Here is a 26,196-nt window from a genome sequence, read left to right on the forward strand (position 1 = left end):
CGTTCGTGTTTATACCCTGTCAGTCAGGCGGCGATTACATGCCGGACAGTGCCAGGAAGAAGCCTGCGATAGTGGCAGACATCAGGTTGGACAGAGAGCCAGCCAGTACGGCTTTCAGACCAAAGCGTGCAATGGTGCCGCGGCGGTTCGGCGCCATGGACCCCAGACCACCCAGCAGGATGGCAACAGAGGAGAGGTTGGCAAAACCACACAGCGCGAAGGAGATGATCGCCTTGGTGTGATCGGACATGGCCACACCGTTGATCAGCACTTCGTCTTTCAGGTACGGAGCAAAGTTCAGGTAAGCCACGAACTCGTTCACTACCAGCTTCTGACCGATGAAGGAACCGGCAACCACTGCTTCATTCCAGGGCACACCGATCAGGAAGGCCAGCGGGGAGAAGATCCAGCCCAGCAGCAGTTCCAGAGAGAGTTGCGGATAACCGAACCAGCCACCCACACCGGAGAAGATACCGTTGATCATGGCGATCAGACCGATGAAGGCCAGCAGCATGGCGCCGACGTTCAGGGCCAGTTGCATACCGGCAGAGGCGCCAGCAGCAGCAGCGTCAATGACGTTGGCAGGCTTGTCATCCAGCTCGGCATCGGCAGAGCTTTCGTCGTAGTTCGGGGTCTCGGTCTCGGGAACCAGCAGCTTGGCGAACAGCAAACCACCCGGTGCAGCCATGAAGGAGGCAGCAATCAGGTACTCCATCTTCACGCCCATGGAGGCGTAACCAGCCAGTACGGAACCGGCAACGGAAGCCAGACCACCACACATGACGGCGAACAGCTCGGAGTCAGTCATCTTGGCGATGTAGGGACGAACCACCAGCGGCGCTTCGGTCTGACCGACGAAGATGTTGGCAGTTGCAGACAGGGATTCGGTGCGGGAAGTACCCAGTACTTTCTGCAGACCGCCGCCCAGCAACTTGATGACCATCTGCATGATGCCCAGGTAGTAGAGCACTGCAATCAGGGAAGAGAAGAAGATGATGACCGGCAGAACACGGAAGGCAAAGACAAAGCCGCCGCCACCGAACACTTCAAACATCTTGTTGCTGACCAGACCGCCAAACAGGAAGTCGATCCCGTTCTGGCCGTAGCTGATCACGCTGGATACCGCGTCGGACACGCCGACCAGGATATCGCGACCAACCGGAACATAGAGAACAAACGCCCCCAGACCGGCTTGAATTGCGAACGCACCGACAACGGTACGGACGTTGATTGCCTTGCGATTGCTGGAGAACAGCACCGCGATAAGGACGAGCGTCGCCATCCCTACCAGACCCATGAACAAATTCATTATTATCTTCCTCTAGTAGCACCTGGCTTGTTAGCGAGTTGTTATCAAACCCAACTAATCAAGGGGAGCGCATTATACTAATTAAAGTCCGATAAAATAGAATGCTGGTCACATTTTATCGTTATCAAAATGTCCAAGTGTCACAAAATTAGACAGCAAACGATTTTTACGCTCATTTTTTTTCCTGACAACTAAATCAGGTGTTGCGAAATTGTTTCATGGCTATTGGTCGTGATGGAAAATATGTCGGGCAGTTTCAAATAACACCTTGGCAACATCTGCTGATGATTCCTCCCGCAATGTCATCAATATTTCCGCTATTTTCGGCAGCGCTTCCGGGGTATTCCGGGTGCCTTGCTCACCTTGTAAGGGCATATCGGGCGAATCGGTTTCCAGCACCAGAGCCTCGAGCGGCATAGCCCGAAATACCTCTCGCGTCTTGTTCGCCCGTTCAAAACTGATCACCCCGCCCACCCCGAGTCGAAAGCCCAGTTGCCAGAAGGCCTCCGCCTGCTGCAACGAACCGCTGAAAGCATGGATCACCCCGCCACGTGGCGGCTTGAAGCGGCGCAACAGCTTGGCCACAGTGTCATTGGCGCGCACCGAGTGGATCATAAGGGGAAGCCCGACATCGGCAGCCAGCCGGATCTGAGCCTCAAACAGCGCAAGCTGCCCCTCCTGCGGCACGTGAGAACGGAGGTCCAGCCCACACTCGCCTATGGCCACCAGCCCTGCAGGCTGGCTCATTACCAGCGTTCGCAGCCGCTCCATCACCCCCTCCCGCTGTTCATCGGCATACCAGGGATGAATGCCCAGACCGTAAAAGAGGCCGTCATGCTGATCTGCCAGTGCCATCACACGAGTCCAGTTATCCTCTGCGATGGCAGGAATGATATACTCCGTCACCCCTAATGCCCGACAACGGGCCAGCAGTGCCTCCCTGTCCTGGTCGAACACCGGAAAGTCGAGATGGCAATGGGTATCTATCAGCTGCATATCACTCACACCTGTTTGCGGTATTTAATGGGTCATTGAACATGATAAACAACAAAAACAACGGCTTTACCCTGATTGAACTGGTGTTGGTGATCATAGTGCTGGGGATCCTGGCCGTCACCGCCCTGCCCCGCTTTATCAATATCAAGGATGATGCCCTGAAAAGCACTGTCTCGGCGACCGCAGGCAGCTTTGCCAGTGCAGTTCAGCTGGCTCATGCTGGCTGGGCGGTGAAAGTGCAGGGACAAGACCTCGCACTGTATAACTTCAGTGGGATGGGCAATAAAGATTTGGATATCAACCACTACGGCTGGCCTGTGGGGACAAAAGAGGATCAGGGTAATCAAGGTGTTGATATTGTTTTCCCCGGAGGCACAAGTGACCAGATATCGGTCAGTAGCCCGGATGACTGCAAACTACTTTTCACTGGATTACTTGATACCAATCAAACCGTTCCTGACCTAGCAGACAAAAATACGGACACAGACTACACCTCTGAGATCATTGCTGCAGATGACCAAATTGACGGGGGGCTACGTCACGATAACTGCCGTTATATTCTTCGCGATTCTATCGGCCGCTTCCCGGATCACCCCAACGGCCTCGGCTTCGAGTACAACAGTGTTACCGGTGCCGTGACCCGCAATTTTGATTGAGCTCAGCCTCTTCTGCGCAATCTCGCTTTTTGCTTGAATCATCATCATAACGAACCGGCGTGCAGCAGCGCCGGTTTTCCTGAGTGAGCCCCCACTCCTCGCACCACGCGTCATAACGGGCCAGCCAACGCAGCAATATCCCCTTCATCGTCACACCTCCGCCAACGGATTCGGTTCAAAAACCATCCTAATCAGAGTCGGCAAGGTGAGCAAGCCATCCCCACTATGGCGGTCGGGCGAGATAAAAAAGAGCCGGTCAGCATGGCTGACCGGCTCTTTTAACATATCCTGAAGAGGTTATCCGATGAGCGACAGCTCATCAGCCTCACAGACTCTTCAGCTTCTCTTCCGGCAGGGCCAGCTCGTCGTTGTGGTTAACGCCGATCCCGCGCTCCAGCACATGACGGGCGATGGCGTGCGCCTCTTCCAGCGAGTGCATGCTGTAGGTGCCGCACTGATACTCGTTCAGCTCGGGGATCTTGGCCTGATCCTGCACGGTCAACACGTCGCTCATGGCCGCCTGCCAGGCTGCGCCAACACGGGCTTCGTCCGGCGCGCCGATCAGGCTCATGTAGAAACCAGTACGGCAACCCATGGGAGAGATATCGATGATCTCCACGCCGTTGCCGTTCAGGTGATCACGCATAAAACCGGCGAACAGATGCTCCAGAGTATGGATACCGCGCTCGGAGAGGATCTCCTGGTTCGGTACACAGAAACGCAGGTCGAACACGGTAATGGTGTCCTTGTTCGGGGTCTGCATGGTCTTGGCCACACGCACCGCTGGCGCTTCCATACGGGTGTGGTCAACGGTAAAACTGTCCAATAACGGCATTTCTGACTCCTGATTTGGTTACCAGAACCAGCCCCCGCGGGAGAGCTGACCCTTGCATTGACGGTACTGGGCGCCGTAGCGCTGGGCGCGAGCCTCTACCTTGCGAGAGGTCTTCATCAACCACCCCTTGCTGCGATAGCTGCCACGCCGGTAGCCACCCCACCCTTCGTGATAGTTGAGGTACTGGCCATAGGCATCCCACTTGGAGATGCCATTGAGCCGCTGGGCTTTGTTAGTGTACCAACCCATAAAATCGATGGCGTCGGCAAAATCATCGCGGTCACTCCAGCTGTTGCCGGTTTCCCGCTGGTAATCCGCCCAGGTTTCATCTTTGACCTGAGCATAACCATAAGCCGAACTGGCCCGCCCGGTCGGGATGAAGAGGAAATACTGCATCGGCGGCTGGGCATCATGTACGTACGAGGACTCCTGATACATCATGGCCATCACCACATGGATCGGCGTCCCCCACTTCTCGTTCATCTTGAGCGCGGCTTTATGCCACTCCGGCTTCTCGCGAAAGATCTGGCACAGATTCTCCGGCTGAGCAGGTGGACGGGTACTGCAAGCACTCAGGCCCGCCAACAGGCTGGCGACCACCACGAAGCGCAGCCACCTCATCAAATGAGGCAGCACTTCGCACCTCTGGTCAGGTAAAGAGATAGCCAAGGTCAGATCGCGTCTTCGTTCTCTTCGCCGGTACGGATACGAATGACACGCTCCACCTCGCAGACGAAGATCTTGCCATCACCAATCTTGCCGGTGCGGGCGGTGTTCTGGATCGCTTCCAGACAGGCATCGAGATCCTCGTCCTGCACCACCAGCTCCACCTTCACTTTCGGCAGGAAGTCGACCATATATTCGGCTCCGCGATAGAGCTCGGTATGGCCCTTCTGGCGGCCGAAGCCTTTGACTTCGGATACGGTCATGCCGTTGATGCCGATCTCGGCCAGGGCCTCGCGCACATCGTCCAGCTTGAACGGTTTGATGATGGCTTCAATCTTCTTCATGGTGACTCCTTACCAGTTCTGTTTGCCGAACCCGGATGTAATGGGGTAACGGCGATCCTTACCAAAGTTGCGAGCCGTAATGCGGGGCCCGACCGCCGCCTGACGGCGCTTGTATTCGTTGAGATCCACCAGGCGGATCACCTTGCGCACCACCGCTTCCTCAAAGCCTTCGGCCACCATGTCGGCCACGGACGCATCCTCTTCCACGTAACGCTTGAGGATGGCATCAAGGATGTCGTACGGGGGCAGGCTGTCCTGATCCACCTGATCCGGCGCCAGCTCCGCTGAAGGAGGACGGTCGATAACCCGCTGCGGGATCACATAGTCAACCGAGTTGCGATATTCGCACAACTTGAATACCAGCGTCTTGGGCACATCTTTCAGCACGTCGAAGCCACCGGCCATGTCACCGTACAGCGTGGCATAACCGACCGCCATCTCGCTCTTGTTACCGGTGGTCAGCACGATACGACGACGCTTGTTAGAGAGCGCCATCAGCAGCACGCCGCGGCAGCGGGCCTGCAGGTTCTCTTCGGTAGTATCACGGGCAGTGCCTTCAAACAGCGGCGCCAGCTGGGCCATAAACCCTTCGAACATCGGCTCGATGGAGATGATGTTGAACTCAACCCCCATCCGCTCGGCCTGCTCCTTGGCATCCTCCACGCTCATCTGGGCGGTGTAGCGGAACGGCATCATCACTGCCTGCACCTTGTCGGCACCGATGGCATCGGCCGCAATGGCCAGCGTCAGCGCCGAGTCGATGCCGCCGGATAGACCCAGCACAGCACCGTGGAAACCGTTCTTGGTAACGTAGTCGCGCACTGCCAGCACCAGCGCCTGATAGGTCTCGGCCAACGGCTCCAGCGGCGCAGCGGGTTCCCGCTCCTTCAGCGGCTGGCCATCGGCAAAACGTACCAGCGCCAGCTCTTCGGCAAACGGGGCCAGCTTGTGCGTCAGCTCGCCCTGGCTGCTGAACACCTTGGAGCAGCCGTCGAAAATCAGCTCATCCTGACCGCAGACCTGATTGAGGTAGACCAGCGGCAGACCGGTCTGATCGCAGCGCTCGGCCATCAGCTCGCGGCGGATCCAGGGTTTCTCCTGATCGTATGGCGACGCATTGATGGTGAGCAGCAGCTCGGCCCCCGCCGCCTTGGCGGCCTGCGCCGGACCTGGCTGCCACAAATCTTCGCAGATGAGCAGGCCCAGCTGGTGACCACGGAACGGCACCACGCAGGTCTCGGTTGCAGCGGTGAAGTAGCGCTTCTCATCGAACACGCCGTAGTTGGGCAAATCCTGCTTGAAGTAACGGGCAATCAGCTGGCCCTGCTCATAGAGGGAAGCCGCGTTGTAGAGCGCCTCTCCTTCGCACCAAGGGTGACCCACCAAAATAGCACAGTTGCCCTGCCATTCGGCAACACGAGCCAACGCGGCTTCGACCCGGATCATCAGATCGGCGCGCAGCAGCAGATCTTCCGGTGGATAGCCGGTCAGGGCCAGCTCGGAGCAGACCAGCAGATCGGCACCTTGCTGCTCGGCCTGAGCTGCCGCAGCGAGCACTTTGTCAGTGTTATCTTCGATGGCGCCTACCGTCAGATTCAACTGGGCAAGCATCAGAGAGAGGGCTTTTGCCATGGCGATGCATCTTGAATTCGAAAATGATGGGGAATGATAAAGAAAAGGGGGGCAATCTGCCAGTTCAAGACAGGCGTAACCGTGTGACAGCAACCAGCGGGAAGGATAAGCTGTACATAGTCACGGAACGACAGGCCTTCGCAGATATGAAAAACGCCGGATTTACCCTGATGGAGTTGATGATAGCCATTGCGCTGGGCGTCATTCTGTTGGGGATTGGTATTCCTTCTTTGGGCTCTCTGCTTAAAGACAGCACGGCTAACTATGAAAGCGAGCGGTTGATTAAGCTCCTGCGCTTTGCCCGCACCCAAGCTATCAGTGACCAGCAAACCGTCACCGCATGCCTAATAAACAACAATAACGAGTGTGTTGAACAGGATCCGGTTCAATTATTGGTTTTCATCGATGATGACGGTAATGCCGAGCTGGACGAAGGGGAAGTAGAACTCGCACGCACACCAGCTTTTACTCCAGATACCACCATCAGTTCAACCAGACCCCGAGTCTTGTTTGCCGCTGATGGAACCAGCCTAGGTACCAATATGACCGTAAGGGTCTGCATCAGCGAAGAACCCAGAGTTGATGTTGTAATCGCAGCATCAGGTCGCAGCAGTAAATCCGAAACCACCAGCATTTGCCCTTGACCACTATCTTGGCTGCAGTTTCTCTTGCCGTTGCGCAGCCTCAAGATTGAATGGCTGTTCGGTTGGCTGACACTCGATAACTCTCTTCACCATCAGGAGTTGCCCATTCAGTTCAAACCCTTTCTTTTGAAAGACGATTTCAGCACTCTGGCTATCCTTTATCGTTCCCTGAATAACGACATAGGTATCATTTGCCAACTCGACATAGCATTTTCTATCCACGACAGCATAGACATTGGCCGCATTTGACAACGCCATCAGCCAGAGGATCATTTTCATTGTGGCTCATCCTCATACAGGTATATTTTCTTGGGCGTCATATCCATTTCAGCCTCCTCCGCACCTTCCGAACACTCCCCCTCGCCGGTACAGCGCTCAGGAACCCCTTCTCCTTCGTCTTTGAGAATCACCTCTTCACCTGGGGCTCCGCCAATAATCCGGATCTTTGAATCATCACCAGCATGGATCACCAGATCATCGGCCACCTTGTTATTGACTTCCACATAGCGTTCCGGGATTTCATTACCATCCTGATCCACCACATATTTGAAAGAGGTACCGTAATGCATGTCGACCATATACTGCCGCATCGCGCCTATCGACTGGATCGTACACTCCTCGAATGACTGAACCTGCGGTAAAAAAGAGGTAAAATAGAGCTTGCCTTGCAGCACAACCCCAGACCCCATCGACTTCTCTCCTGACTCGGCTAGCCAATATTTCCAACCCAATTTACTGGTAATGGCAGCTCTCAAACTAAGCAGGTCATTGGTGTCCGTGACACCAGCCAGAGGATCAACCGATACGTCATACAAGTCCGTCATCGTGATAGGGGCTGGAGCAGCAGTGTTATAACTCTTGGTAACTACCCCGTAGTCACGCAACATAAAATAGGCGTTTTGCACGGTAGACTCGGACGATGGGCGGTTTCGATCACCAGAACCAATCAGCACTGCATCGAATGGCCTATCTTTGAACGAGAAATAATCTTCGCCACTAATTACCGTCTTGGTCACTTGCTTGTTGATAGTACGTACCAATACAGGCTGAGTGAAAAAGCGGCGGTCATTAGCCTGTACATCATCAGACCCAAGACTGGCAAACTTGAAAACACTCCAGGAGCTAGTACTGGTTGAAGGCATATCCAGGCGCCAGATATTGCCGCCTGTATCACCAGCATAAATTCGGTCAGTTTTCCCATCACCATCACTGTCTAGAGTGGAAACTGACCCAGGCATGCTATCAACCATCGCAGTCACCTGCTTGTTGGTACTGGAGCCAGCTCCAGGTGTTGCGCTGAACACAAGAGCACCACTATCGGCATCGACCATGTAGACGCCCATACCCTTGCTGTCAGAGCTACCTATCCCGACTTTACTCTTATTGGCATCGTAACCACCGGAAAAAACCATCACCAATCGCTTGTTGCTCGGAGGAGCATCCCAAGGAATATAAGCCACCTCCGGTACTGACCAGGTTTCCCCCAGTAATGAGAAGCCCGCAGTCTGACTATTGATCGTCCATTTCAAGCTGGGGGCATCTGGGTTGGTAATATCAAGTGCATAGTAGCTACTACCACCCCCTCGCAAACCGAAAAGCAGCCAGACAAAGTCTCCCTCTGATGCCTTGATAACACCATTCCTATTGGCATCCTTAATCAACGCAACCGGTGAAGCATCAACACCGTAGATATGATCGCCAGACTCGGCATTGAGACGTAGAGCTTCTTGCCTGGGCAACAGCTCATAGGGGATCATGGCCCAGCTTTCATCAACCGTACTACCGAGATCTTTGAACATATGCAGGAAACCAGCATTGGTTCCCATCAGGATCCGCAAGTCAGGGGTACAGGTGCTCTGGCCTGAAGCAATGGAGCAACCATAATTGACCACCAATGGACGAGAGTGCAGGGGGTCTCCCACTATGTATGGCCGAATGGTGGTACTGGCATCATAATCTTCATCGTCCACATCGACACCTTTTGTCCAGTCGATCTGTCCGTCAAGTTCGGTGGCACTGGCCAACCGCATGTAACTAGCCAAGTTGTCGGCAGAGCCTGCGATCGACACCAAATTGGCTTTGTTAAAAGCATCCAATCGCTTGGGCGATGCAACCGTATTGATCACATAAAGATTGCGATTGGTCTTCTCTGCCAGCATGGCCTGCACGCCGCCCTTGGCAACCAGATTGCCATCCCGTTCCGATGACCAATAGGTCTGAGCCTGATCCAGAATGGAACCATCTACCTTGATGGCGGGCAAACCGTTAACATCTGCCACATACCCATCACCAGACAAAACTAGCTTCTTCAGGTTACCCTTCCAGCGCGGCCCTGTATCAGGCTCGAACATGGCGTAATAGATATTATTGAGGCTGCGAGTCCGGTCAAAGTTGTTAGTGGTAATAGCTGGCGACACCAGAGAGGTGTTTATCCGCAAAATGGCTAACAGGGAAGATCGCAACGCCTGAGTGAGCGCTTCAGCACTGACCGCAGGGTAATATTGACCGCCTCCACGTCTCGCCGTTTCTGCCAGCAGATTGCCCGCCCCAGAGATCGCGTCATCACCAAACCCCACGGTAAACGTGGTAACAGTCTGCTTGCCGGGCGATGAAGTATTTACATCCTTGTTCTTCATGTAGCCAGCCATCGCTGCCAGATAGCTCTTGGAAGTGCCGGAACCATATCCCACTGTTGAGCCGTAGGCAGCCCGTTCATCTGGGCTTAGCGAATCCGTCAACGCTTTTACTGCACTATCAGCAGCCGTATCGCTGGTCGGAGCACCATCAGTGACATAGATGACATAGCCATTATTTGAACATTTGTCATAAGGCGAGGTGTAAGTACCTTCCGGATCTTCAGCAAGCTTGTCCCGCGTACCACCTTGCTTGCCATAGAGCACGGATTGCCCTCCGTAGAAACGGTAGGCTTCATAGAGGGTTTCACATAATGGCGTATTGGTCGTAGCCGACAGGTCTTCCACAGTATTGAGCAAGTCCTGTTCGGCAGTAATGGTGCCGACAATATCGTCGTTACTGAGGATGCGACGCACCACTCTGCCACCATTGGTGCTGGTACTATTGTTGGTATTGAAGATGGCCAAGCCGAAATCAACCCCAGGAGTGGAGGAGATCACCGACTTGACTGCATCCTTGGCGATACGTAAGCGCGATTCAACGGCATAACCCGTCGGCCCGTAATACCAGCGGATATAGTTGGCAGTGTAGAGAGTTACACTGGTATTGCTACCCGATGTGGCATTATTCGCATTAGCTGTGTAATACCACTCGCCGCGAGTGTTGCTGGTTTTGTCGACCGGATAACCATCGCCGACCGCCCCCACCACCAGCGTTCCGTTGAAAGGATTGGCAGGATTGCGGTTCTGAATATCCTGCTTGCAGTCGACAATGGTGATGTCATCTTCGTACTTGCCAGAGATGGTCTCCCAATCCCCCTGACGAGGTAATCCATTGCGATAACTTGAATAGACATACATCCAGACTTGGGACTGAAAATAACCGACCGTGCTTAGGGGGGTCTTTGATGAGGCGCAAGCATTGATGCTGTCGCGAAAACGCCGAGAACTATTGATGGCGGGCACAGAACCATCGGTCGAATAATAGATATAATTAAGCGAGTTACTGGTATCAGGATCTCGGTTCAGCGCTGGGTAGACAGTGGCAGGATTATACTTTTCCCGCTCCAGCTCCATGGTTTCGGCCATACTGCCAGAGTTGTCGAAGATAATCAGCACCTTGGGCCGATAATCTCCCGCTTTCGAGAAGTCATAGATGAACAGTTCGGTATCATCCGAGTAAGCATCGCTGGCGACAGCTGGCACACTAAGTGCACACAGGGCCATCAGCCACAGTTTTCCATGATGTAACATCGCTGTCGCTCCTATTCAGCCGTCTTTAACAATGGCTGTTCGACTCCAACCGTCCACGTCATAGGACGCCCCTGTTTTCCGTACGTTTGGCTTGCCTCTAGCTCTACATAACGGCAGGCTGGTATGACGTTCTTGCTGGTCGCGTCAAATCGGCGCTTGCACACTGTTTCACTTCTATATTGCATGGTGGCGTTACCCATAGAGCCACTCACTGTTGACGTTGCCGTCGAAACAGAAGGCATCTGAGCAATCTGGGTAGCAAGCCCTGCTTGCTGCATGGCGCCACCTATGATGCCCTCTACTCTGTGTTCGACTTGCTGTAACGCTGCCGCCGCTCCACTAGCACGTAAATCCATGCCCCCAGATTGCATCAACACCACGGCAATCAAAGTCAAAGGGGCCAGAATCACCAGCGCCACGATCAATGCCACGCCACGTGAATGCTTCACTACCCACCTCCCGCCATCACCATGGGATTACGCAGTACCACAGTACTTTCCAGCAACAAGCGTCGAAACCCATCCCCATTGCCAGCCACGCTGATATCTCCCAGTTGATAGACATTGTTGTTGGTATAGCGACTGGATGCCTGCAGCGAGCGCACAAGCAAAAAAACACGGACTGCGATGACCCGCCCCTCGCCCCACTCTTGCGAGGTGACTGCATCTATGGAGGAGAACTTGTCTACACGCCCATCTGGCACATTGCTTGTATCGACCCCAAACAACAGCACCATGCGTTCAATACCATCAACCAAAGCCCCAGATATCAACCTAGAACCGCCATCAGCAGTGAGGATACGCTTGCGCAGTTCAAAACCCCCACGACCATTAGGCGAGAGGTAATAGACATGATGCTGGTACTCCCAAATCTGACGCATCGGCATGGCAGCCTCGGAAGGCGCAGCCTCATTACCTCTGAATAAATGAGCCTGTTGAGTATTGGTGGCCATATAGAAACGATTGGCATCCAGTCCTCCTGTCACCGGATTGCCAATCAGGCGCTTGATACTGATAACATCCGAGCCGGCAACGCGAGTAGAGGATGAGATACAGGCAAAACCACTCATGGTGCCTGCAGCACTGATATGAGTAACCCACAGCGGGCGTACTGGAAAAAGGTTGGAGGGTAGACTCCCTTCATTTCTCTCATCCAGACAGTCATTTGTCACGGCAGCATCAGCAGACAAAGTGAGCTCATCACCCGCAATCAGAGCCCCCCCCGTGAAATCCCCCCAAAACCCGGCCCAGCGTAAATCCTGAGTGATGAGACGCATGGCAATTCGACCATTTTCGAGCAGCTCACTCTGATCGAAGGACTCATTGGTGGTAGCGCGTGAGGCCACAAAAATACTCATCACCCCACCGAGCAGAAAAACACCAATCACCATTGCGATGAGCCATTCAACCAGCGTAAACCCATGATGTTTCATAGCGTCGTCATCAGAACAAACTGACGCCTCGTTAAATCAACACCTGCAATTCCACATGCCGTCGTAATCGTTGACGCAACGCCATTTGCCCCATCATGAGATGATTCACGTCCAGCCCAAAAAATTGAGACCGTCAATGCATTACTGGCTCCCTTGATAATACAGCCGGTGGGATTTTGTAATGTTGCGCCGGCCCCCGAAGCAGCACTTCCCATTAATGACTGTCGCCAATAATAAAGATCGAGATCCCGTAACTGAGCATCGCTACAGCTGCTCATAGTGCCATTTTCATTAGCACAGGATGGCAATGATGAAGTTCCGGCGCTGACAATCCAGGTATTGTTAGCTTGCGACTCCCAGGCTCCACGGTTGACTCTGAGCCTCTCGACCATATCGTTAGCCAACCAGCTGGCAATTGTTCGTTGTCGGGCTTCATATCCGGAAAACTTCGACTGAGCCTGCATAGCAACCAGTCCCAGCAAGCCAAATGACAACACAACTGCAGCTATCATCACCTCCAACAGGCTAAATCCCTTCTCATGTGATGAGACATGAATGGCCATGGCTATTCCCAACAACTATTGCTAGCTGCACCAGAAGCACTTTTGACGCCCAACTGATTAATGGAAAACACCGTGCAATCGGTATCTTTGGCTTGGGCTGTCGTCGCGCCAGCACTGGCTGACAAGGTGTAGGTGTTGCCTGATACGGCAATGGATAATTGATACAGACCATTCTCAGATGCACTACTGATACCAAGAGCAGCAGCAGAGGATGCATACTGATTGAAATCCATAAAATAGGTTTCTTGCCGATTGGCTGCATTGAGCAGCATGGCCTTGGCTTCGACACGATGACTGGTCAGCACATATTGCTGATAGGCGGGATAAGCGATGGTGCCAAGAATCGCCACGATGGCGATGACAATCATCAACTCAATAAGAGAAAAGCCACGAAAGTATCCAATCATATCCCATCCTTGGTGACAGACTGCTTCATAAGTTTAACGCCGAGCCTGTCTTATGAACAAACCCGGCGTCATTATCAACACACTTTATTCTTAAGCCTTCCTGGCTGCACTCAAATTATTCTAAGTTCGGGAGGAACCTCAAAGACTACGTTCTCTTCACGGCCAGGATGCTCGGCGACCACCTTGCCACCCAGCTCCCGCAGGCGGGCAATCACGTTTTGCACCAGCACCTCGGGTGCAGAAGCACCAGCGGTGACGCCGATCGCCTTCACGCCTTCCAGCCAGCTCGCCTCAATCATCGACGCATCGTCGATAAGATAGGCTCTGGCGCCCACCTTCTCGGCCAGCTCGCGCAGACGGTTGGAGTTGGAGGAGTTGCGAGACCCCACCACCAGCATAGCGTCCACCAGCCCAGCCATCTCCCGCACCGCATCCTGACGGTTCTGGGTGGCGTAGCAGATATCGTCCTTGCGCGGCCCCTGGATCTTGGGAAAGTGCTTGCGCAGCGCATCGATCACGTCAGAGGTCTCATCCACGCTCAGGGTGGTCTGGGTAACGAAGCAGAGATCATCCGGATTCTTCACCTGGAGCTTGGCCACATCTTCCGGTGTCTCCACCAGATACATGCCGCCTTCGCGATTCTCGTATTGCCCCATGGTCCCGATCACCTCGGGGTGGCCAGCATGACCGATAAGCACAGCTTCGGAGCCCTTGCGACTGGCGCGATGGACTTCCATGTGAACCTTGGTCACCAGCGGACAGGTGGCATCAAATACCTTGAGGGCGCGGGACTTGGCCATCTCACGCACTGTTTTGGCCACGCCGTGAGCAGAGAAGATGACGATGCTGTCATCCGGCACCTCGTCCAGCTCCTCGACGAAGACAGCGCCCGCATCTTTCAACTTGTTCACCACATACCGGTTATGCACCACTTCGTGGCGGACATAGATGGGGGCACCGAACTTCTCCAGCGCGCTCTCGACAATACTGATGGCGCGATCGACACCGGCGCAAAAACCGCGAGGGTTAGCGAGCAGAATATCCATTAATGCACCTTCTCCTCATCATCAACGCCCAGGATCTCCACCTCGAAGGTGACGGTATGACCGGCCAGCGGGTGGTTGAAATCGACCGTGACCGACATCCCGGCTACCGCCCGGATAATGCCCGGCAGCTCGCTGCCATTGGGCTGATCGAACAGGATGATGGTGCCGACTTTTGGCTCCACATCGGCGCCAAATTTGGCACGGTCGAGATGGTAGATGTTGTCGGGGTTGGAGAGGCCAAAGGCCTCTTCCGGCGCCAGAGTAAAACTCTTGCTCTCCCCTTCGCTCAGCCCCAACAGGCATTGCTCGAAGGTGGGGGTCAGGCTGCCATCGCCCATCCGCAGGCGGGCCGGTTTGCCGTGCAGCGCCGTGCTGTCGGCAACCGAGCCATCTTCCAGCTTGATGGAGAAGTGGAACAGCACGCTGCTGTTAGCGGTGATCTGCTGGCTCATGCCTGCTCCTTTTTCTCACCACGGAAACCGTCCAGCACAATCATGGCGGCCCCGATAAAGATAAAGCTGTCGGCCAGATTGAATGCCGGCCAATGCGCACGCTGCCAGTAGAAGTCGAGAAAATCGACCACATGGCCCAGCACCAGTCGATCAAAGACGTTGCCGAGGGCGCCGCCGATGATGAGTGAATAGGCGATACCGCTCCAACGCTGGGCCACCGACTGCTTGCGTAGCCAGTGGATCAGCAATCCACAAATGGCAAAAGCCAGCACCGCGAAGAACCAGCGCTGCCAGCCCCCCTGATCAGCCAGAAAGCTGAATGCGGCGCCCTTGTTGTAGACGTGAACCAGATTGAAGAAGGGGGTGATCTCCACCCCCGGGTAACCAAATGGCAGCAACTTGACCACGGCGAGCTTGCTCGCTTGGTCCAGTACAAAGGCCAGCACTGCCAGCCACAGCCAACGCAGGCCGCTTTTATGTTGAGTCATGTTCATCAGGCAAATTGACGAGTTTCGCCGTCACCCTCAACGTTGGTCACACAGCGACCACAGATCTCTTCGTGACCCGCGATGGTGCCCACATCTTCCACATGGTGCCAGCAGCGGTCGCACTTGGCGGCGGCAGACTGGGCCACGCTCAGCCACAGGTCATCACGCTCGGTCGCCACAGAGCCTTCCGGCGCAGAGTCAGCCACGACCACCTTGGCCTTGGAGGTGAGCAGCACGAAGCGCAGCTCATCAGCCAGGGCGTTCAGGCGTGCAGCCAGCTCCGGCTTGGCGAACAGGGTCAGTTCGGCCTGTAGGGAACCGCCGATACGCTTCTCGCCACGGGCCACTTCCAGCGCCTTGTTCACTTCACCACGCACGGTGAGGATCTCGGCCCAGAAATCGTCGTTGAGAGATTCACCCGCTTCCAGACCGAACAGGCCGTCGTACCACTCCTCGGTGAAGACGAACTCGCCGCGCTCGCCCGGCAGCAGAGCCCAGATCTCGTCGGCGGTGAAGCTCATGATCGGCGCCATCCAGCGCACCATGGCTTCGGCAATGTGATACAGGGCGGTCTGGCAGGAGCGACGGGCCAGGCTGTCAGCCTTGGCGGTGTACTGACGATCCTTGATCACATCCAGATAGAAGGAGCCCATCTCGATGGAGCAGAACTGCATCAGCTTCTGGGTTACACCGTGGAAGTTGTACTCGTCGAATGCCGCCATGATCTCGGCCTGTACCGCTTTGGCACGACCCACAGCCCAACGATCCACCACTACCATGTCGGCAGGTGCCACCATGTCGGTCGCCGGATTGAAGCCGTTCAGGTTGGCCAGCAGGAAGCGGGCAGTGTTGCGAATACGACGATAAGCATCGGCAGAGCGCTTGAGGATCTCGTCGGAGACAGTCATCTCGCCGGTGTAGTCAGTGCTCGCTACCCACAGACGCAGGATGTCGGCACCCAGCTTGTTCATCACGTCCTGCGGGCTCACCACGTTGCCGATGGACTTGGACATCTTGCGACCCTGACCATCCACGGTGAAGCCGTGAGTCAGCACCTGGTTGTACGGAGCCTTGTCTTTCATGGCCACGCCGATCATCAGGGAGGACATGAACCAGCCGCGGTGCTGGTCAGAACCTTCCAGATACATGTCGGCCGGCTTGCCATTGAACTCGGGACGGGCATCAACCACGGAAGCGTGGGTAGAACCGGAGTCGAACCAGACGTCCAGAGTGTCAGGCACCTTGTCATACATGTCGGCATCGGCACCCAGCAGCTCGGCCTTGTCCAGATCCCACCATGCCTGAATGCCGGACTGCTCGACACGCTTGGCTACTTCATGCATCAGGCGCACAGATTCCGGGTGCAGTTCCTGGGTCTCTTTGTGGACGAACAGGGAGATAGGCACACCCCAGGTGCGCTGACGGGAGATACACCAGTCAGGACGGTTCTCGACCATCGCCTGAATGCGGTTTTTACCCCAAGCCGGTACCCAGCCGCTCTGGCCTTGCTGGGCAATACCGTCCTTCTCGATGCGCTCGATCTCCTCCAGTGCGCGCTTGCGCAGACCCTTCTGCTCCATGCTGATGAACCACTGCGGGGTGGCACGGAAGATGATCGGGGTCTTGTGACGCCAGCAGTGCGGATAGGAGTGGTTGAACACCTTGTGGTGCAGCAGGGCGCCGCGCTCGGTCAGCACTTCGATCACGGAGGCATTGGCCTTGAACACATGCTGGCCGGCAAACAGTTCGGTATCCGGCAGGTAAACACCGTTGCTGCCAACCGGGTTGGCCACTTCCAAACCGTACTTCTGGCCGACCACGAAGTCTTCCTGACCGTGGCCAGGGGCGGTGTGAACGGCACCGGTACCGGCATCCAGGGTGACGTGGTCACCCAGTACCACAGGCACGTCGAAGCTGTAGAAGGGGTGGTTGAAGCGCAGCAACTCGAGCGCGGCCCCCTTGGCATAGCCCAGATTGTGGAATTTCTCGATACCGGCGCGATCCATGACGTCCTTGACCAGCTCTGCGGCCAGGATCAGACGCTCGGGGTGCTCACCTTCAACCTGCACCAGTGCGTAATCCAGATCAGCGTGCATGGCGATGGCGCGGTTGGCTGGCAGGGTCCACGGAGTGGTGGTCCAGATCACCGCAGAGATCGGGCCCTTGCCAGTGTGGCCTTCGGCGCAGTCAAACTTGGCGGCAACGGATGCCTCATCGACAGCTTTGAAGCGCACATCGATGGAGGGGGAGTTCTTGTCGTAGTACTCCACCTCGGCTTCAGCCAGCGCGGAGCCGCAATCGGTACACCAGTGCACCGGCTTGGAGCCTTTGTGCAAGTGGCCGTTTTCAACGATCTTGGCCATGGAGCGGATGATGTTGGCTTCGGTGCCAAAATCCATGGTCAGGTAGGGGTGTTCCCAGTCACCCAGCACACCCAGACGGATGAAGTCGGTCTTCTGCGCTTCGATCTGGGTCTTGGCGTATTTGCGGCACTCGGCGCGGAATTCGGCAGCGGAAACCTTCTCGCCCGGCTTGCCGACCATGCCTTCCACTTTCAGTTCGATAGGCAGACCGTGGCAATCCCAACCCGGCACATAGGGTGAATCGAAACCGGAGAGGCCCTTGGACTTGATGATGATGTCTTTGAGGATCTTGTTGACCGAGTGACCGATGTGAATGTTGCCGTTCGCATAGGGGGGGCCATCATGCAGAATGAAAGAAGGCTTGCCCGCTTTGGCGCGGCGAATAGCGCCGTAGAGATCCTGATCGTACCAACGTTTCAGCATGTTGGGTTCGCGCTTGGCCAGATCGCCACGCATCGGAAACTCGGTTTCCGGAAGATTCAGGGTGTGTTTATAGTCGCTCATCAGTCCTGGGTTCCCTTCTTTTCTAAAAGAGTGCTGGGTAAATTGAATTGTGGCAGCCCGAACCAGGCTCGGGCCGCCAGGGCATCTCGTTCGATCTGCTCTTTCAAGGCAGTGAAAGAGGCAAACTTCTGCTCTTCGCGCAGCTTGTGGCGAAGCAGCACCTTGACCTGTTGACCATATAGATCACCAGAAAAATCAAATAGATGTACTTCCAATCTGGCTTGTGTACCGCTCAAGGTCGGCCGTACACCCACATTGGCTACACCGGGGAAGGTCTTGCCGGAACATATCACTTCCACCGCAAACACGCCACCGACCGGGATCACCTGGCGCTTGAGGGCCAGATTAGCGGTGGGAAAACCTATGGTGCGCCCCAACTTGTCGCCGTGGGCCACCCGGCCGCTGATGGTATAGGGACGGCCAAGCATCAGCTCCACCTCCGCCATCCGGCCCGCCTTGAGTGCTTCGCGCACCAGGGTGCTGCTGACCCGCTGCCGTTCGAGCTGGAAGCTCTGGGTACTGATCACCTCGAAGCCGAAGCGATGGCCCGCCTCCTCCAGCAGGTGGAAATCCCCTTCCCGCCCCTTGCCGAAGCGAAAATCATCGCCGACCACCAGATAGCGCACTCCGAGCTTCTCCACCAGCAACTGCTCGATGAATGTCGAGGCCGCCTGCTCGGCAAAGCGGTAGCTGAAGCGCACACAGAGCATGCGGTCGATATGCAGCCCCTGCAGCGCTTCGTACTTTTCCCGCAACCGGCTCAGCCGGGCGGGCGCAGCTGTGCCGGCAAACAGCTCCAGCGGCTGCGGCTCAAACAGCATGACGCAGGCGGGCAATCCCAGCTGGGCCGCTTTCTCCTTGAGACGTGCCAATACCGCATGGTGACCCTGATGAACCCCATCAAAGTTGCCAATGGTTAATACACATCCCCGGTGACGGGGCTTGAGATTGTGAATGCCGCGAATAAGCTCCATCAGTGCCTTGTGCGTTGCTGCCATGGAAATCGGCGGATTATATATCAGGCAGCAGGCAGGGTCAGCCCTCATAGCCTGATTTCAACTATCCGTGCCCAATCACGCCCCCTGCGGCGCCATGAGGCACTATCCCCATGGCGCCGCAGGATCACGGCTACTGCTGCCCAGATTTAAGGTGACGCGGCCGAATGCCCAGCAGCAGCAACACCACGGCATAGACCGCAGCCCCCAGCGACAGCAGCATGGTCAGCTGCAAACTGGCCTTACCCATGCTCCATGCGCCCCACTGGGCCAGATCCGGCGACAGATAGGCGAGCACGCCGCCCATCAGCACGCTGGCGACCAGCAGCTTGAGGCAGAATACGCCAGTATGGCGGGAGGGACGATAGACGCTCTGCTGGTACAACCCCTTGAACAGCAAGGCCGCATTCAGAGTGCCCGAGCAGGCGGTCGAGAGCGCCAGCCCCACGTAACCGAGCGGGTAGATGAAGATGAGGTTGCAGACCATGTTGGCAATCATCGACATCACCCCGATCCGCACAGGCGTCTTGGTGTCCTGACGGGCGTAATAACCGGGTGCCAGCACCTTGATCAACATCAGGGAGAGCAGACCGGTAGTGGAAGCCAGCAGGCTGGCGCTCGACATGGCCACTTCATGCAGGCCAAATTCGCCGCGCATGAACAGCACTCGCAAAATGGGCTCGCGCATGACCGCAATGCCTATCATGGCGGGCAGACCGAGCAGCATCACCATCCGCACCCCCCAATCCATGGTGCGGGAGAAGTCGGCCGGATCGGCATCCACATGCTTCTTCGCCAGCGCAGGCAGGATCACGGTACTGATGGCTACCGCAAACAGCCCGAGGGGGAACTCCAGCAGGCGATCCGAGTAGTAGAGGTAGCTGATGGCACCGGTCGCCAGGAAGGAGGCGAGCATGGTGTTGACCAGCAGGTTGATCTGACTGACCGATACCCCGAACAGGGCCGGGATCATCAGGGTGCGGATCTTCACCACCCCCGGGTGATTCCATCCCCACTTGGGCCATACCAGCATGTTGATTTGGCGCAAAAAGGGGTACTGGAACAGAAACTGCACCAAACCGCCCAAAAAGACACCAATCGCCAGCGAGATCTCAGGTTTGTCCATCAGCGGCGCAATCCACCAGGCCGCCGCAATCATGGTGATGTTGAGAAACACCGGCGTGAACGACGAGACTGCAAAGCGGCCGAAGGTGTTGAGGATAGCCCCCGCCATGGCGGTAAAGGTGATGAACCAGAGGTAAGGGAAGGTGATTTTGAGCATCAGACTGGCGAGCTCGAACTTCTCGGCCGCAGGGCCGCCATGCAGCCAGTCCCAGAACCAGCCCCAGCCAAACAGCGCGGTCAGCACACCCGACCCCAGCACCCCGAGCAGGGTGACCACAGTCACTATCCCCCCCAGTGTGCCCGCTACCGCCGCCAGCAATTCACGCACTTCCCCCTCGTCGCCATTTTTCTTGTACTCCGTCATCACGGGAACAAAGGCCTGGTTGAAGGCACCTTCGGCGAACAGGCGACGCAGAAAGTTGGGAATGCGATTGGCAAAAAAGAAGACGTCGGCGGCCACCCCGGCACCGAGCAGATTTGCGATAACCACATCGCGAACCAAGCCCATTACTCGGGATGCCAGCGTCATTCCGGACACTATCATGCCGGATTTGATCAATTTCTTACTCAAGACGAGGCCTCTGGAACTGTCAGAATGAAAAGAATGCTGCTAGAATCGGCCGACAGTTTAACCGTCTCCCTACTGACACACCACCGGGAGGCGGTGTTTATTTGCACAAATCATTTGACAATATGTGGTTGGAAGGGCATATTTCCGGGCCTTTTCAATACACTCGCTAAGACAGTTTTAGGAGTTTTACCTTGGCTAACATCAAATCTGCTAAGAAGCGCGCTCTTCAGTCAGAAAAACGCCGTCAGCACAACGCCAGCCGTCGTTCCATGACCCGTACCTACCTGAAGAAAGTCATCGCTGCTATCGCCTCTGGCGACAAAGCTGCTGCGACTGCCGCTTTCGCTGTTGCTCAGCCGATCATGGATCGTATGGCGACCAAAGGCCTGATCCACAAGAACAAAGCTGCTCGTCACAAGAGCCGCCTGTCTGCCCAGATCAAAGCTATGGCTTAATCAGCGTCTGCTGATCAAAGCTGAAAAAACCGGCCTTAGTGCCGGTTTTTTATTTATCTGCGCTGCAATAAAGTCGATGCAGCAAACTGATCATTTCACGCACCTCATGGCTGCGCAGCGAATAGTAGACCGTCTGAGCCTCTTTGCGTGTCGTCACCAGCTCATCCCGCCGCAACAGCGCAAGATGCTGTGACAAGGCCGACTGACTCAATCCCAATCGCTCGTTGAGCTCCCCCACCGACAGTTCACGCTCCAGCAACTGGCACAGAATAAACAGCCGCCGTTCGTTGGCCAGCGCCTTGAGCAAGGCCACCGCTTTACTCGCATTGGCTTCCATCTCTTCAAGTTGCATCACATCTCTCCTCTACCACTCATCGCCGATGATACGTGGTGACGGGCCGTTTTAAAACGACAGGGTGGCCGGCTGGATGGCGGAGAAGTTCTCCTGGCCGGAAAAGAGAAAGGTAAAATCGCTCTCGCAGACCCGCTTCACCGCCGGATGCTGGATCATCCGCTCGGCGAAGATGACGTAATACTCCTCCATCAGATCCTGGGTTTCCCCGATCAGCATCACCCCCTCCCCCTCGAGGATCTCCTCCCGATAGATAGTCGGGGCCATGAAAATCCCCTGATTGAAGAAGCCAAACGCCTTCATCAAGGCGGCATCATCAAACTCGCCAAGAATGCTGGGGGAAACACCTTGCTGTTCGAACCACTGGGTCAGCTGACGCCCCATGGCGGTACGACGACCGGGGATCAGCAGCTTGCGCTCCTCCAGACAGGCTGGAAAGGGCTTTTCGGGCAATGGAGCCTTGCAGAAGAAGCTGACGCCACAGCCGCCCAACCGTTTGGAGAGCAGGCCCGCATGCTGGCTGGAGTCCACCGGACAGTCGGAGAGGATCATATCGAGCTTGTGCTCGCTCAGCTGCTCCAGCAGCAGTTCGTGGGTCGATTCGAAACAACGCAGATGGATGGAACCATCATTGGGGATGACGGAGAGCAGCACGCGGCTGGCAAGGCGCTTGGAGAGGGCATCGGCGATGCCGACGTCGAACAGGATCTGGCTCTCCTTGCGGTAGTTGACGATATCGAGCATCTCGTAGGAGAGGCTGAACATCTTGTCGGCATAGCGAAACACCAGCTGGCCCAGCTCGGTCGCCTCAAGAGAGCGCCCCTTGCGTTTGAGCAGCTTGCCCCCGAGGCGCTGCTCCAGCAGCTTGATCTGACCGGTGACGGTTTGCGGGGTCAAAAAAAGGGCTTCCGCTGCCTGGGTAACGGAGCCCTTCTTCTGAGTCATCCAGAAATAGTAGAGATGGTTGTAGTTAAGGTGTGACATCCGATGGGGTTCCCGCTTGACGCGGACTCCGGTAGCAGCTGAGTTCAACCGCCAGAATGTCATACATGTCGCTGACCGAGTCAACCTTGTTCGCGCCAAACTGCTCCATCAGACTGGCCTTGAGGCGTGCCTTGTCCGGCATCCGGTCAGCGCAATAACGCTTGTTGGAACGCTTGACCATCTCGCCAGCCCGGCTGCTCAGCGCCCGCTCGGAGAAGGTCTCGCCGAAACGAGCCTTAGCCTGCTTGTCCCCCAACATCAGAGCACTCTCCACCACCCCGTTGAGATAGGCCGAACAGCTGGCCGAACCAGCCTCCTGTCGACACTCTTCAAACCCGCCAGCTAATCCCATAGGACTGACCAAGAAGAGCAGTAACCATGCCTGTTTTCTCATAAACCCTCCGCATTCTGGTCCCCATCACTCTTGGGGAGTGACAATCGCAAGGCCAGATAGCCAACCAGCGCTGCAATGCTGGATCCAACGAGGATCCCGAGGCGCGAGTAGCTGCCGTAATCCAGCCCACCATGCTCAAAGGCCAGTGACGCGATAAACATCGACATGGTGAATCCGATACCACAGAGGATGCTGACCGCAAAAATCTGCTTGAAGTTGACCCCGGGCGGCAACTGGGCGATACCCAGTTTGACCGACAGCCAGCTGATGGTAAACACCCCGAGCGGCTTGCCGATAAACAGTCCCAGCATGATGCCCATGGGCACCGGATTCAACAGGGAGGAGAGACCTATCCCCTCAAGGGATACCCCTGCGTTGGCAAAGGCAAACAGCGGCAGGATCAGATAGGCGCTCCAGGGATGTAACGAGTGCTCAAGATGCTTGAGTGGCGACTCATAACGCTTCCCCTTGAGCGGGATCATAAATCCGACCACCACACCGGCCAACGTCGCGTGAACGCCCGACTTGAGTACAGCAACCCAGAGCACCAGACCAACCAGCATGTAGAGGCTGATCCTGTCCTCGCCACGACGGTTCATCCAGAACAGGGTAAAGGTAGCCAGAAGGCCGATCGCCAGCGCCTCAAGCGACAACTGCTGGGTATAGAAGAGTGCGATGATGATGATGACGCCGAGGTCATCCATGATGGCCAGCGCCAGCAGGAATACCTTGAGGCTCACCGGCACCCGCTTGCCGAGCAGCGCCATCACCCCGAGGGCAAAGGCGATGTCGGTCGCAGCCGGGATCGCCCAGCCAGCACGCGCCACTTCGTCCGAATAGTTGAAAAAGGCGTAGATCAAGGCTGGAGCCAGCATGCCGCCCACCGCCGCAATAGCCGGAAAAGTCGCTTGCACCCGAGAGGAGAGCGCCCCCTCCAACATTTCACGCTTCACTTCCAGACCAACCAGCAGGAAGAAAATCGCCATAAAGCCATCGTTGATCCAGAGCAGCAGTGGCTTGTTGATGTCGAGAGCCGCGATGCGCACCTGCACCGGCGTGTCGAGAAACGCCTGATACCCGCCAGCCAGCGCGGTATTGGCTAAAATCATTGCCAGCATGGCAGCCATGATCAGAATAATTCCGGAGGCGGCCTCCAGCTTCAGGAACTTTTTGATTACGTCACTCATGGTTAAATTTTCCACCGTATTGCTTTGGTTTGAGTCTATCCCTTGCAACAACCAATGGAAAATCGTTTCTTGCTGCTCAATACAACGAAAAAACCGAAAGCAAAATAGAACATACCTGCTATAAGCAGGTTTTTCCTCGTCTCTGGCTACCGTCTTATTAATCAATAAAATGAATTTTCAATTATTTAACTGCATAAAAAAGGCGCCCTGAGGCGCCTTGCTATCAGATGGCGACGGGCGCCTTGATGCCGGGATGGGGGTCATAACCCTCGATCTCGAAATCCTCGAACTTGTAATCGAAGATGGAGTCAGGTTTGCGCTTGATCAGCAGGGTCGGCAGCGGGCGCGGCTCGCGGGAGAGCTGCAGAGCTGTCTGCTCCATGTGGTTGGAGTAGAGATGCACATCACCGCCAGTCCAGACAAAGTCACCCACTTCCAGATTGCACTGCTGGGCCATCATGTGGGTCAGCAGGGCGTAGCTGGCGATGTTGAACGGCAGGCCGAGGAACACATCACAACTGCGCTGGTAGAGCTGGCAGGAGAGCTTGCCGTCCGCCACATAGAACTGGAAGAAGGCGTGGCAGGGAGCCAGCGCCATCTTGTCCAGCTCGCCCACGTTCCAGGCGGAGACGATGATGCGGCGCGAATCCGGGTTGTGCTTGATGTCATCCACCGCCTTCTGGATCTGGTCGATGACAGACCCGTCAGCGGCAGGCCAGGAGCGCCACTGCGCGCCGTAAACCGGCCCCAGATCGCCATTCTCGTCGGCCCACTCATCCCAGATGCTGACGCCATTTTCCTTCAGATAAGCGGTATTGGTATCGCCATTGAGGAACCAGAGCAGCTCGTGAATGATCGAGCGCAGGTGGCACTTCTTGGTGGTCACCAGCGGGAAACCCTCCGCCAGATTGAAGCGCATCTGATGGCCGAACAGGGAGATGGTACCGGTGCCGGTACGGTCAGACTTGACGGTCCCCTCATCGAGGATTTTCTGCATCAGGTCGAGATAAGCTCGCATTATTTCGCCTCCTTCACGGCATTACCGAACAACTGCGGACGCTTGTAGGCGGCCCAGATCATCAGGGCACCGGCGATAATCATCGGGGTGGAGAGGATCTGGCCCATGCTGATCTCCTGGAAATAGAGACCAAGCTGGCTGTCCGGCTGGCGCACAAACTCCACCAGGAAGCGGAACAGGCCGTAGAACAGCAGGAACATGCCGGAGATGGCACCGCGCGGCGGATTCTTGCGCCAGAAGAGATTGAGGATGATGAACAGCACCACCCCTTCCAGTGCGAACTGGTAAAGCTGGGAGGGATGACGCGGCTCGGGGCCGGCCTCCGGGAAGATGATGGCCCAGGGTACATCGGTGACCCGGCCCCACAGCTCGCCGTTGAGGAAGTTGCCGATCCGGCCGACGCCGAGACCGAACGGAATGAGCGGTGCCACAAAGTCAGCCACGGTGAAGAAGTGGCGCTTGGTCTTGTGGGCAAACCAGATCATCGCGGTGATCACCCCGATCAGACCACCGTGGAACGACATACCGCCGGTCCAGATCTTGAACAGGTAGGTGGGATCCGCGAGGAAGAGATCGAAGTTGTAGAACAGCACGTAACCGACACGGCCACCGAGGATCACCCCGAGGAAGCCGTAAAACAGCAGATCCGACACCTCGTTGCGGGTCCAGCCGCTGTTCGGCGCATCGGCGCGACGGCCGGCAAGCCACATGGCAAACGCGAAACCGAACAGGTACATGAGACCATACCAGCGTACCGATAGTGGTCCCAAACTGAATGCTACGGGATCAATCTGCGAGAAAACCCAATATCCATCGTGCTGCATATGCGGCCCCAGTCAAAATAAAAGCCGCATTTTCCGATCATTCGTCAGCAGGGACAAGGCATGATTA

General features: G+C 56.0%; 27 protein-coding genes. 3 read left to right on the top strand and 24 right to left on the bottom strand.

What is annotated here, in order from left to right:
• Window positions 1-34: 34 nt before the first annotated feature.
• The gene (locus ACTG2T_RS06145; protein ID WP_005340466.1) at window positions 35-1,309 is read right to left on the bottom strand and encodes a NupC/NupG family nucleoside CNT transporter; all 1,275 of its coding nucleotides are present in this window, start codon (window positions 1,307-1,309) and stop codon (window positions 35-37) included.
• 222 nt (window positions 1,310-1,531) lie between these two features.
• The gene (locus ACTG2T_RS06150) at window positions 1,532-2,305 is read right to left on the bottom strand and encodes a TatD family hydrolase (RefSeq protein ID WP_330124893.1); all 774 of its coding nucleotides are present in this window, start codon (window positions 2,303-2,305) and stop codon (window positions 1,532-1,534) included.
• A gap of 41 nt (window positions 2,306-2,346) precedes the next feature.
• Here ACTG2T_RS06150 and tppF point away from each other — a divergent pair, with 41 nt between their 5' ends.
• Window positions 2,347-2,961, top strand: a complete 615-nt coding sequence (gene tppF / locus ACTG2T_RS06155) for a type IVa pilus pseudopilin TppF (RefSeq protein WP_201296147.1) — start codon at window positions 2,347-2,349, stop codon at window positions 2,959-2,961.
• Window positions 2,962-3,286: 325 nt separating this feature from the next.
• On the opposite strand, the gene luxS is transcribed toward tppF, so the two are convergent.
• From luxS to ACTG2T_RS06175, 4 genes are read right to left on the bottom strand one after another with little or no spacing between them, the layout of a single operon-like run.
• Window positions 3,287-3,796, bottom strand: coding sequence for an S-ribosylhomocysteine lyase (gene luxS / locus ACTG2T_RS06160; protein ID WP_005340462.1), 510 nt, complete (start codon window positions 3,794-3,796; stop codon window positions 3,287-3,289).
• 18 nt (window positions 3,797-3,814) lie between these two features.
• Window positions 3,815-4,417 (bottom strand): transglycosylase SLT domain-containing protein, encoded by a 603-nt coding sequence (locus ACTG2T_RS06165; RefSeq protein ID WP_330124933.1) that lies wholly within the window; start codon window positions 4,415-4,417, stop codon window positions 3,815-3,817.
• A gap of 50 nt (window positions 4,418-4,467) precedes the next feature.
• A complete protein-coding gene (gene glnB, locus ACTG2T_RS06170; protein ID WP_005308848.1) occupies window positions 4,468-4,806 on the bottom strand; it encodes a nitrogen regulatory protein P-II in 339 nt (112 codons plus the stop codon).
• Between the two features lie 9 nt (window positions 4,807-4,815).
• Window positions 4,816-6,438: an NAD+ synthase gene (locus ACTG2T_RS06175; RefSeq protein WP_330124896.1), complete on the bottom strand. Its 1,623-nt coding sequence runs from the start codon at window positions 6,436-6,438 to the stop codon at window positions 4,816-4,818.
• Window positions 6,439-6,449: 11 nt separating this feature from the next.
• On the opposite strand from ACTG2T_RS06175, the gene ACTG2T_RS06180 reads away from it, so the two are divergent.
• A complete protein-coding gene (locus ACTG2T_RS06180; protein ID WP_330124897.1) occupies window positions 6,450-7,082 on the top strand; it encodes a GspH/FimT family pseudopilin in 633 nt (210 codons plus the stop codon).
• A gap of 3 nt (window positions 7,083-7,085) precedes the next feature.
• Here ACTG2T_RS06180 and tapY2 read toward each other — a convergent pair whose 3' ends face one another.
• The 12 genes from tapY2 to murJ form a co-directional block, all read right to left on the bottom strand.
• A complete protein-coding gene (gene tapY2 / locus ACTG2T_RS06185; RefSeq protein ID WP_127006936.1) occupies window positions 7,086-7,361 on the bottom strand; it encodes a type IVa secretion system protein TapY2 in 276 nt (91 codons plus the stop codon).
• Complete coding sequence (locus tag ACTG2T_RS06190; RefSeq protein WP_330124898.1) at window positions 7,358-10,969, bottom strand: pilus assembly protein; 3,612 nt, start codon at window positions 10,967-10,969, stop codon at window positions 7,358-7,360. Before ACTG2T_RS06190 ends, tapY2 begins: the two co-directional genes overlap by 4 nt.
• Before the next feature lie 11 nt (window positions 10,970-10,980).
• Complete coding sequence (gene tppD, locus ACTG2T_RS06195; RefSeq protein WP_041202403.1) at window positions 10,981-11,418, bottom strand: type IVa pilus pseudopilin TppD; 438 nt, start codon at window positions 11,416-11,418, stop codon at window positions 10,981-10,983.
• Window positions 11,418-12,401, bottom strand: coding sequence for a type IVa pilus pseudopilin TppC (tppC, locus tag ACTG2T_RS06200; RefSeq protein WP_330124899.1), 984 nt, complete (start codon window positions 12,399-12,401; stop codon window positions 11,418-11,420). The genes tppD and tppC overlap by 1 nt, the downstream gene beginning before the upstream one ends.
• Entirely contained in the window at window positions 12,398-12,964 is a 567-nt protein-coding gene (gene pilV / locus ACTG2T_RS06205) for a type IV pilus modification protein PilV (RefSeq protein ID WP_259584132.1), read from the bottom strand. Before pilV ends, tppC begins: the two co-directional genes overlap by 4 nt.
• Window positions 12,965-12,966: 2 nt before the next feature.
• Entirely contained in the window at window positions 12,967-13,371 is a 405-nt protein-coding gene (locus ACTG2T_RS06210) for a type IV pilin protein (protein ID WP_013724124.1), read from the bottom strand.
• Window positions 13,372-13,481: 110 nt separating this feature from the next.
• Window positions 13,482-14,417 carry a 4-hydroxy-3-methylbut-2-enyl diphosphate reductase gene (ispH, locus tag ACTG2T_RS06215; protein ID WP_019445576.1) on the bottom strand — a complete coding sequence of 312 codons (936 nt, stop codon included), beginning with the start codon at window positions 14,415-14,417 and terminating at the stop codon, window positions 13,482-13,484.
• The gene (gene fkpB / locus ACTG2T_RS06220; RefSeq protein WP_005341354.1) at window positions 14,417-14,869 is read right to left on the bottom strand and encodes an FKBP-type peptidyl-prolyl cis-trans isomerase; all 453 of its coding nucleotides are present in this window, start codon (window positions 14,867-14,869) and stop codon (window positions 14,417-14,419) included. Before fkpB ends, ispH begins: the two co-directional genes overlap by 1 nt.
• Window positions 14,866-15,363, bottom strand: coding sequence for a signal peptidase II (gene lspA, locus ACTG2T_RS06225; RefSeq protein ID WP_019445577.1), 498 nt, complete (start codon window positions 15,361-15,363; stop codon window positions 14,866-14,868). Before lspA ends, fkpB begins: the two co-directional genes overlap by 4 nt.
• The gene (gene ileS, locus ACTG2T_RS06230; protein ID WP_330124900.1) at window positions 15,363-18,224 is read right to left on the bottom strand and encodes an isoleucine--tRNA ligase; all 2,862 of its coding nucleotides are present in this window, start codon (window positions 18,222-18,224) and stop codon (window positions 15,363-15,365) included. The genes lspA and ileS overlap by 1 nt, the downstream gene beginning before the upstream one ends.
• Window positions 18,224-19,198 (bottom strand): bifunctional riboflavin kinase/FAD synthetase, encoded by a 975-nt coding sequence (gene ribF / locus ACTG2T_RS06235; RefSeq protein ID WP_201992982.1) that lies wholly within the window; start codon window positions 19,196-19,198, stop codon window positions 18,224-18,226. The genes ileS and ribF overlap by 1 nt, the downstream gene beginning before the upstream one ends.
• Before the next feature lie 154 nt (window positions 19,199-19,352).
• A complete protein-coding gene (gene murJ, locus ACTG2T_RS06240) occupies window positions 19,353-20,915 on the bottom strand; it encodes a murein biosynthesis integral membrane protein MurJ (protein WP_026034954.1) in 1,563 nt (520 codons plus the stop codon).
• 191 nt (window positions 20,916-21,106) lie between these two features.
• Here murJ and rpsT point away from each other — a divergent pair, with 191 nt between their 5' ends.
• Window positions 21,107-21,370 (top strand): 30S ribosomal protein S20, encoded by a 264-nt coding sequence (gene rpsT / locus ACTG2T_RS06245; RefSeq protein WP_005308808.1) that lies wholly within the window; start codon window positions 21,107-21,109, stop codon window positions 21,368-21,370.
• Between the two features lie 49 nt (window positions 21,371-21,419).
• On the opposite strand, the gene ACTG2T_RS06250 is transcribed toward rpsT, so the two are convergent.
• From ACTG2T_RS06250 to lgt, 6 genes are all read right to left on the bottom strand, one after another.
• A complete protein-coding gene (locus tag ACTG2T_RS06250) occupies window positions 21,420-21,722 on the bottom strand; it encodes an ArsR/SmtB family transcription factor (protein ID WP_013724128.1) in 303 nt (100 codons plus the stop codon).
• A 51-nt stretch (window positions 21,723-21,773) separates the two neighbouring features.
• Window positions 21,774-22,706: a transcriptional activator NhaR gene (gene nhaR / locus ACTG2T_RS06255; RefSeq protein ID WP_005340434.1), complete on the bottom strand. Its 933-nt coding sequence runs from the start codon at window positions 22,704-22,706 to the stop codon at window positions 21,774-21,776.
• Window positions 22,693-23,058 (bottom strand): hypothetical protein, encoded by a 366-nt coding sequence (locus tag ACTG2T_RS06260; RefSeq protein WP_216954529.1) that lies wholly within the window; start codon window positions 23,056-23,058, stop codon window positions 22,693-22,695. Before ACTG2T_RS06260 ends, nhaR begins: the two co-directional genes overlap by 14 nt.
• Window positions 23,059-23,096: 38 nt before the next feature.
• On the bottom strand, window positions 23,097-24,287 hold the full coding sequence (gene nhaA, locus ACTG2T_RS06265; RefSeq protein ID WP_005341370.1) for a Na+/H+ antiporter NhaA: 1,191 nt from the start codon (window positions 24,285-24,287) through the stop codon (window positions 23,097-23,099).
• A 223-nt stretch (window positions 24,288-24,510) separates the two neighbouring features.
• Window positions 24,511-25,305, bottom strand: coding sequence for a thymidylate synthase (gene thyA / locus ACTG2T_RS06270; protein ID WP_330124901.1), 795 nt, complete (start codon window positions 25,303-25,305; stop codon window positions 24,511-24,513).
• Entirely contained in the window at window positions 25,305-26,129 is an 825-nt protein-coding gene (gene lgt / locus ACTG2T_RS06275) for a prolipoprotein diacylglyceryl transferase (protein WP_031227775.1), read from the bottom strand. The genes thyA and lgt overlap by 1 nt, the downstream gene beginning before the upstream one ends.
• Window positions 26,130-26,196 lie beyond the last annotated feature (67 nt).

Origin of the sequence: Aeromonas sp. 75A (assembly GCF_051919425.1) — a bacterium.
In the GTDB taxonomy this organism is placed as follows: Bacteria; Pseudomonadota; Gammaproteobacteria; order Enterobacterales; family Aeromonadaceae; genus Aeromonas; species Aeromonas veronii.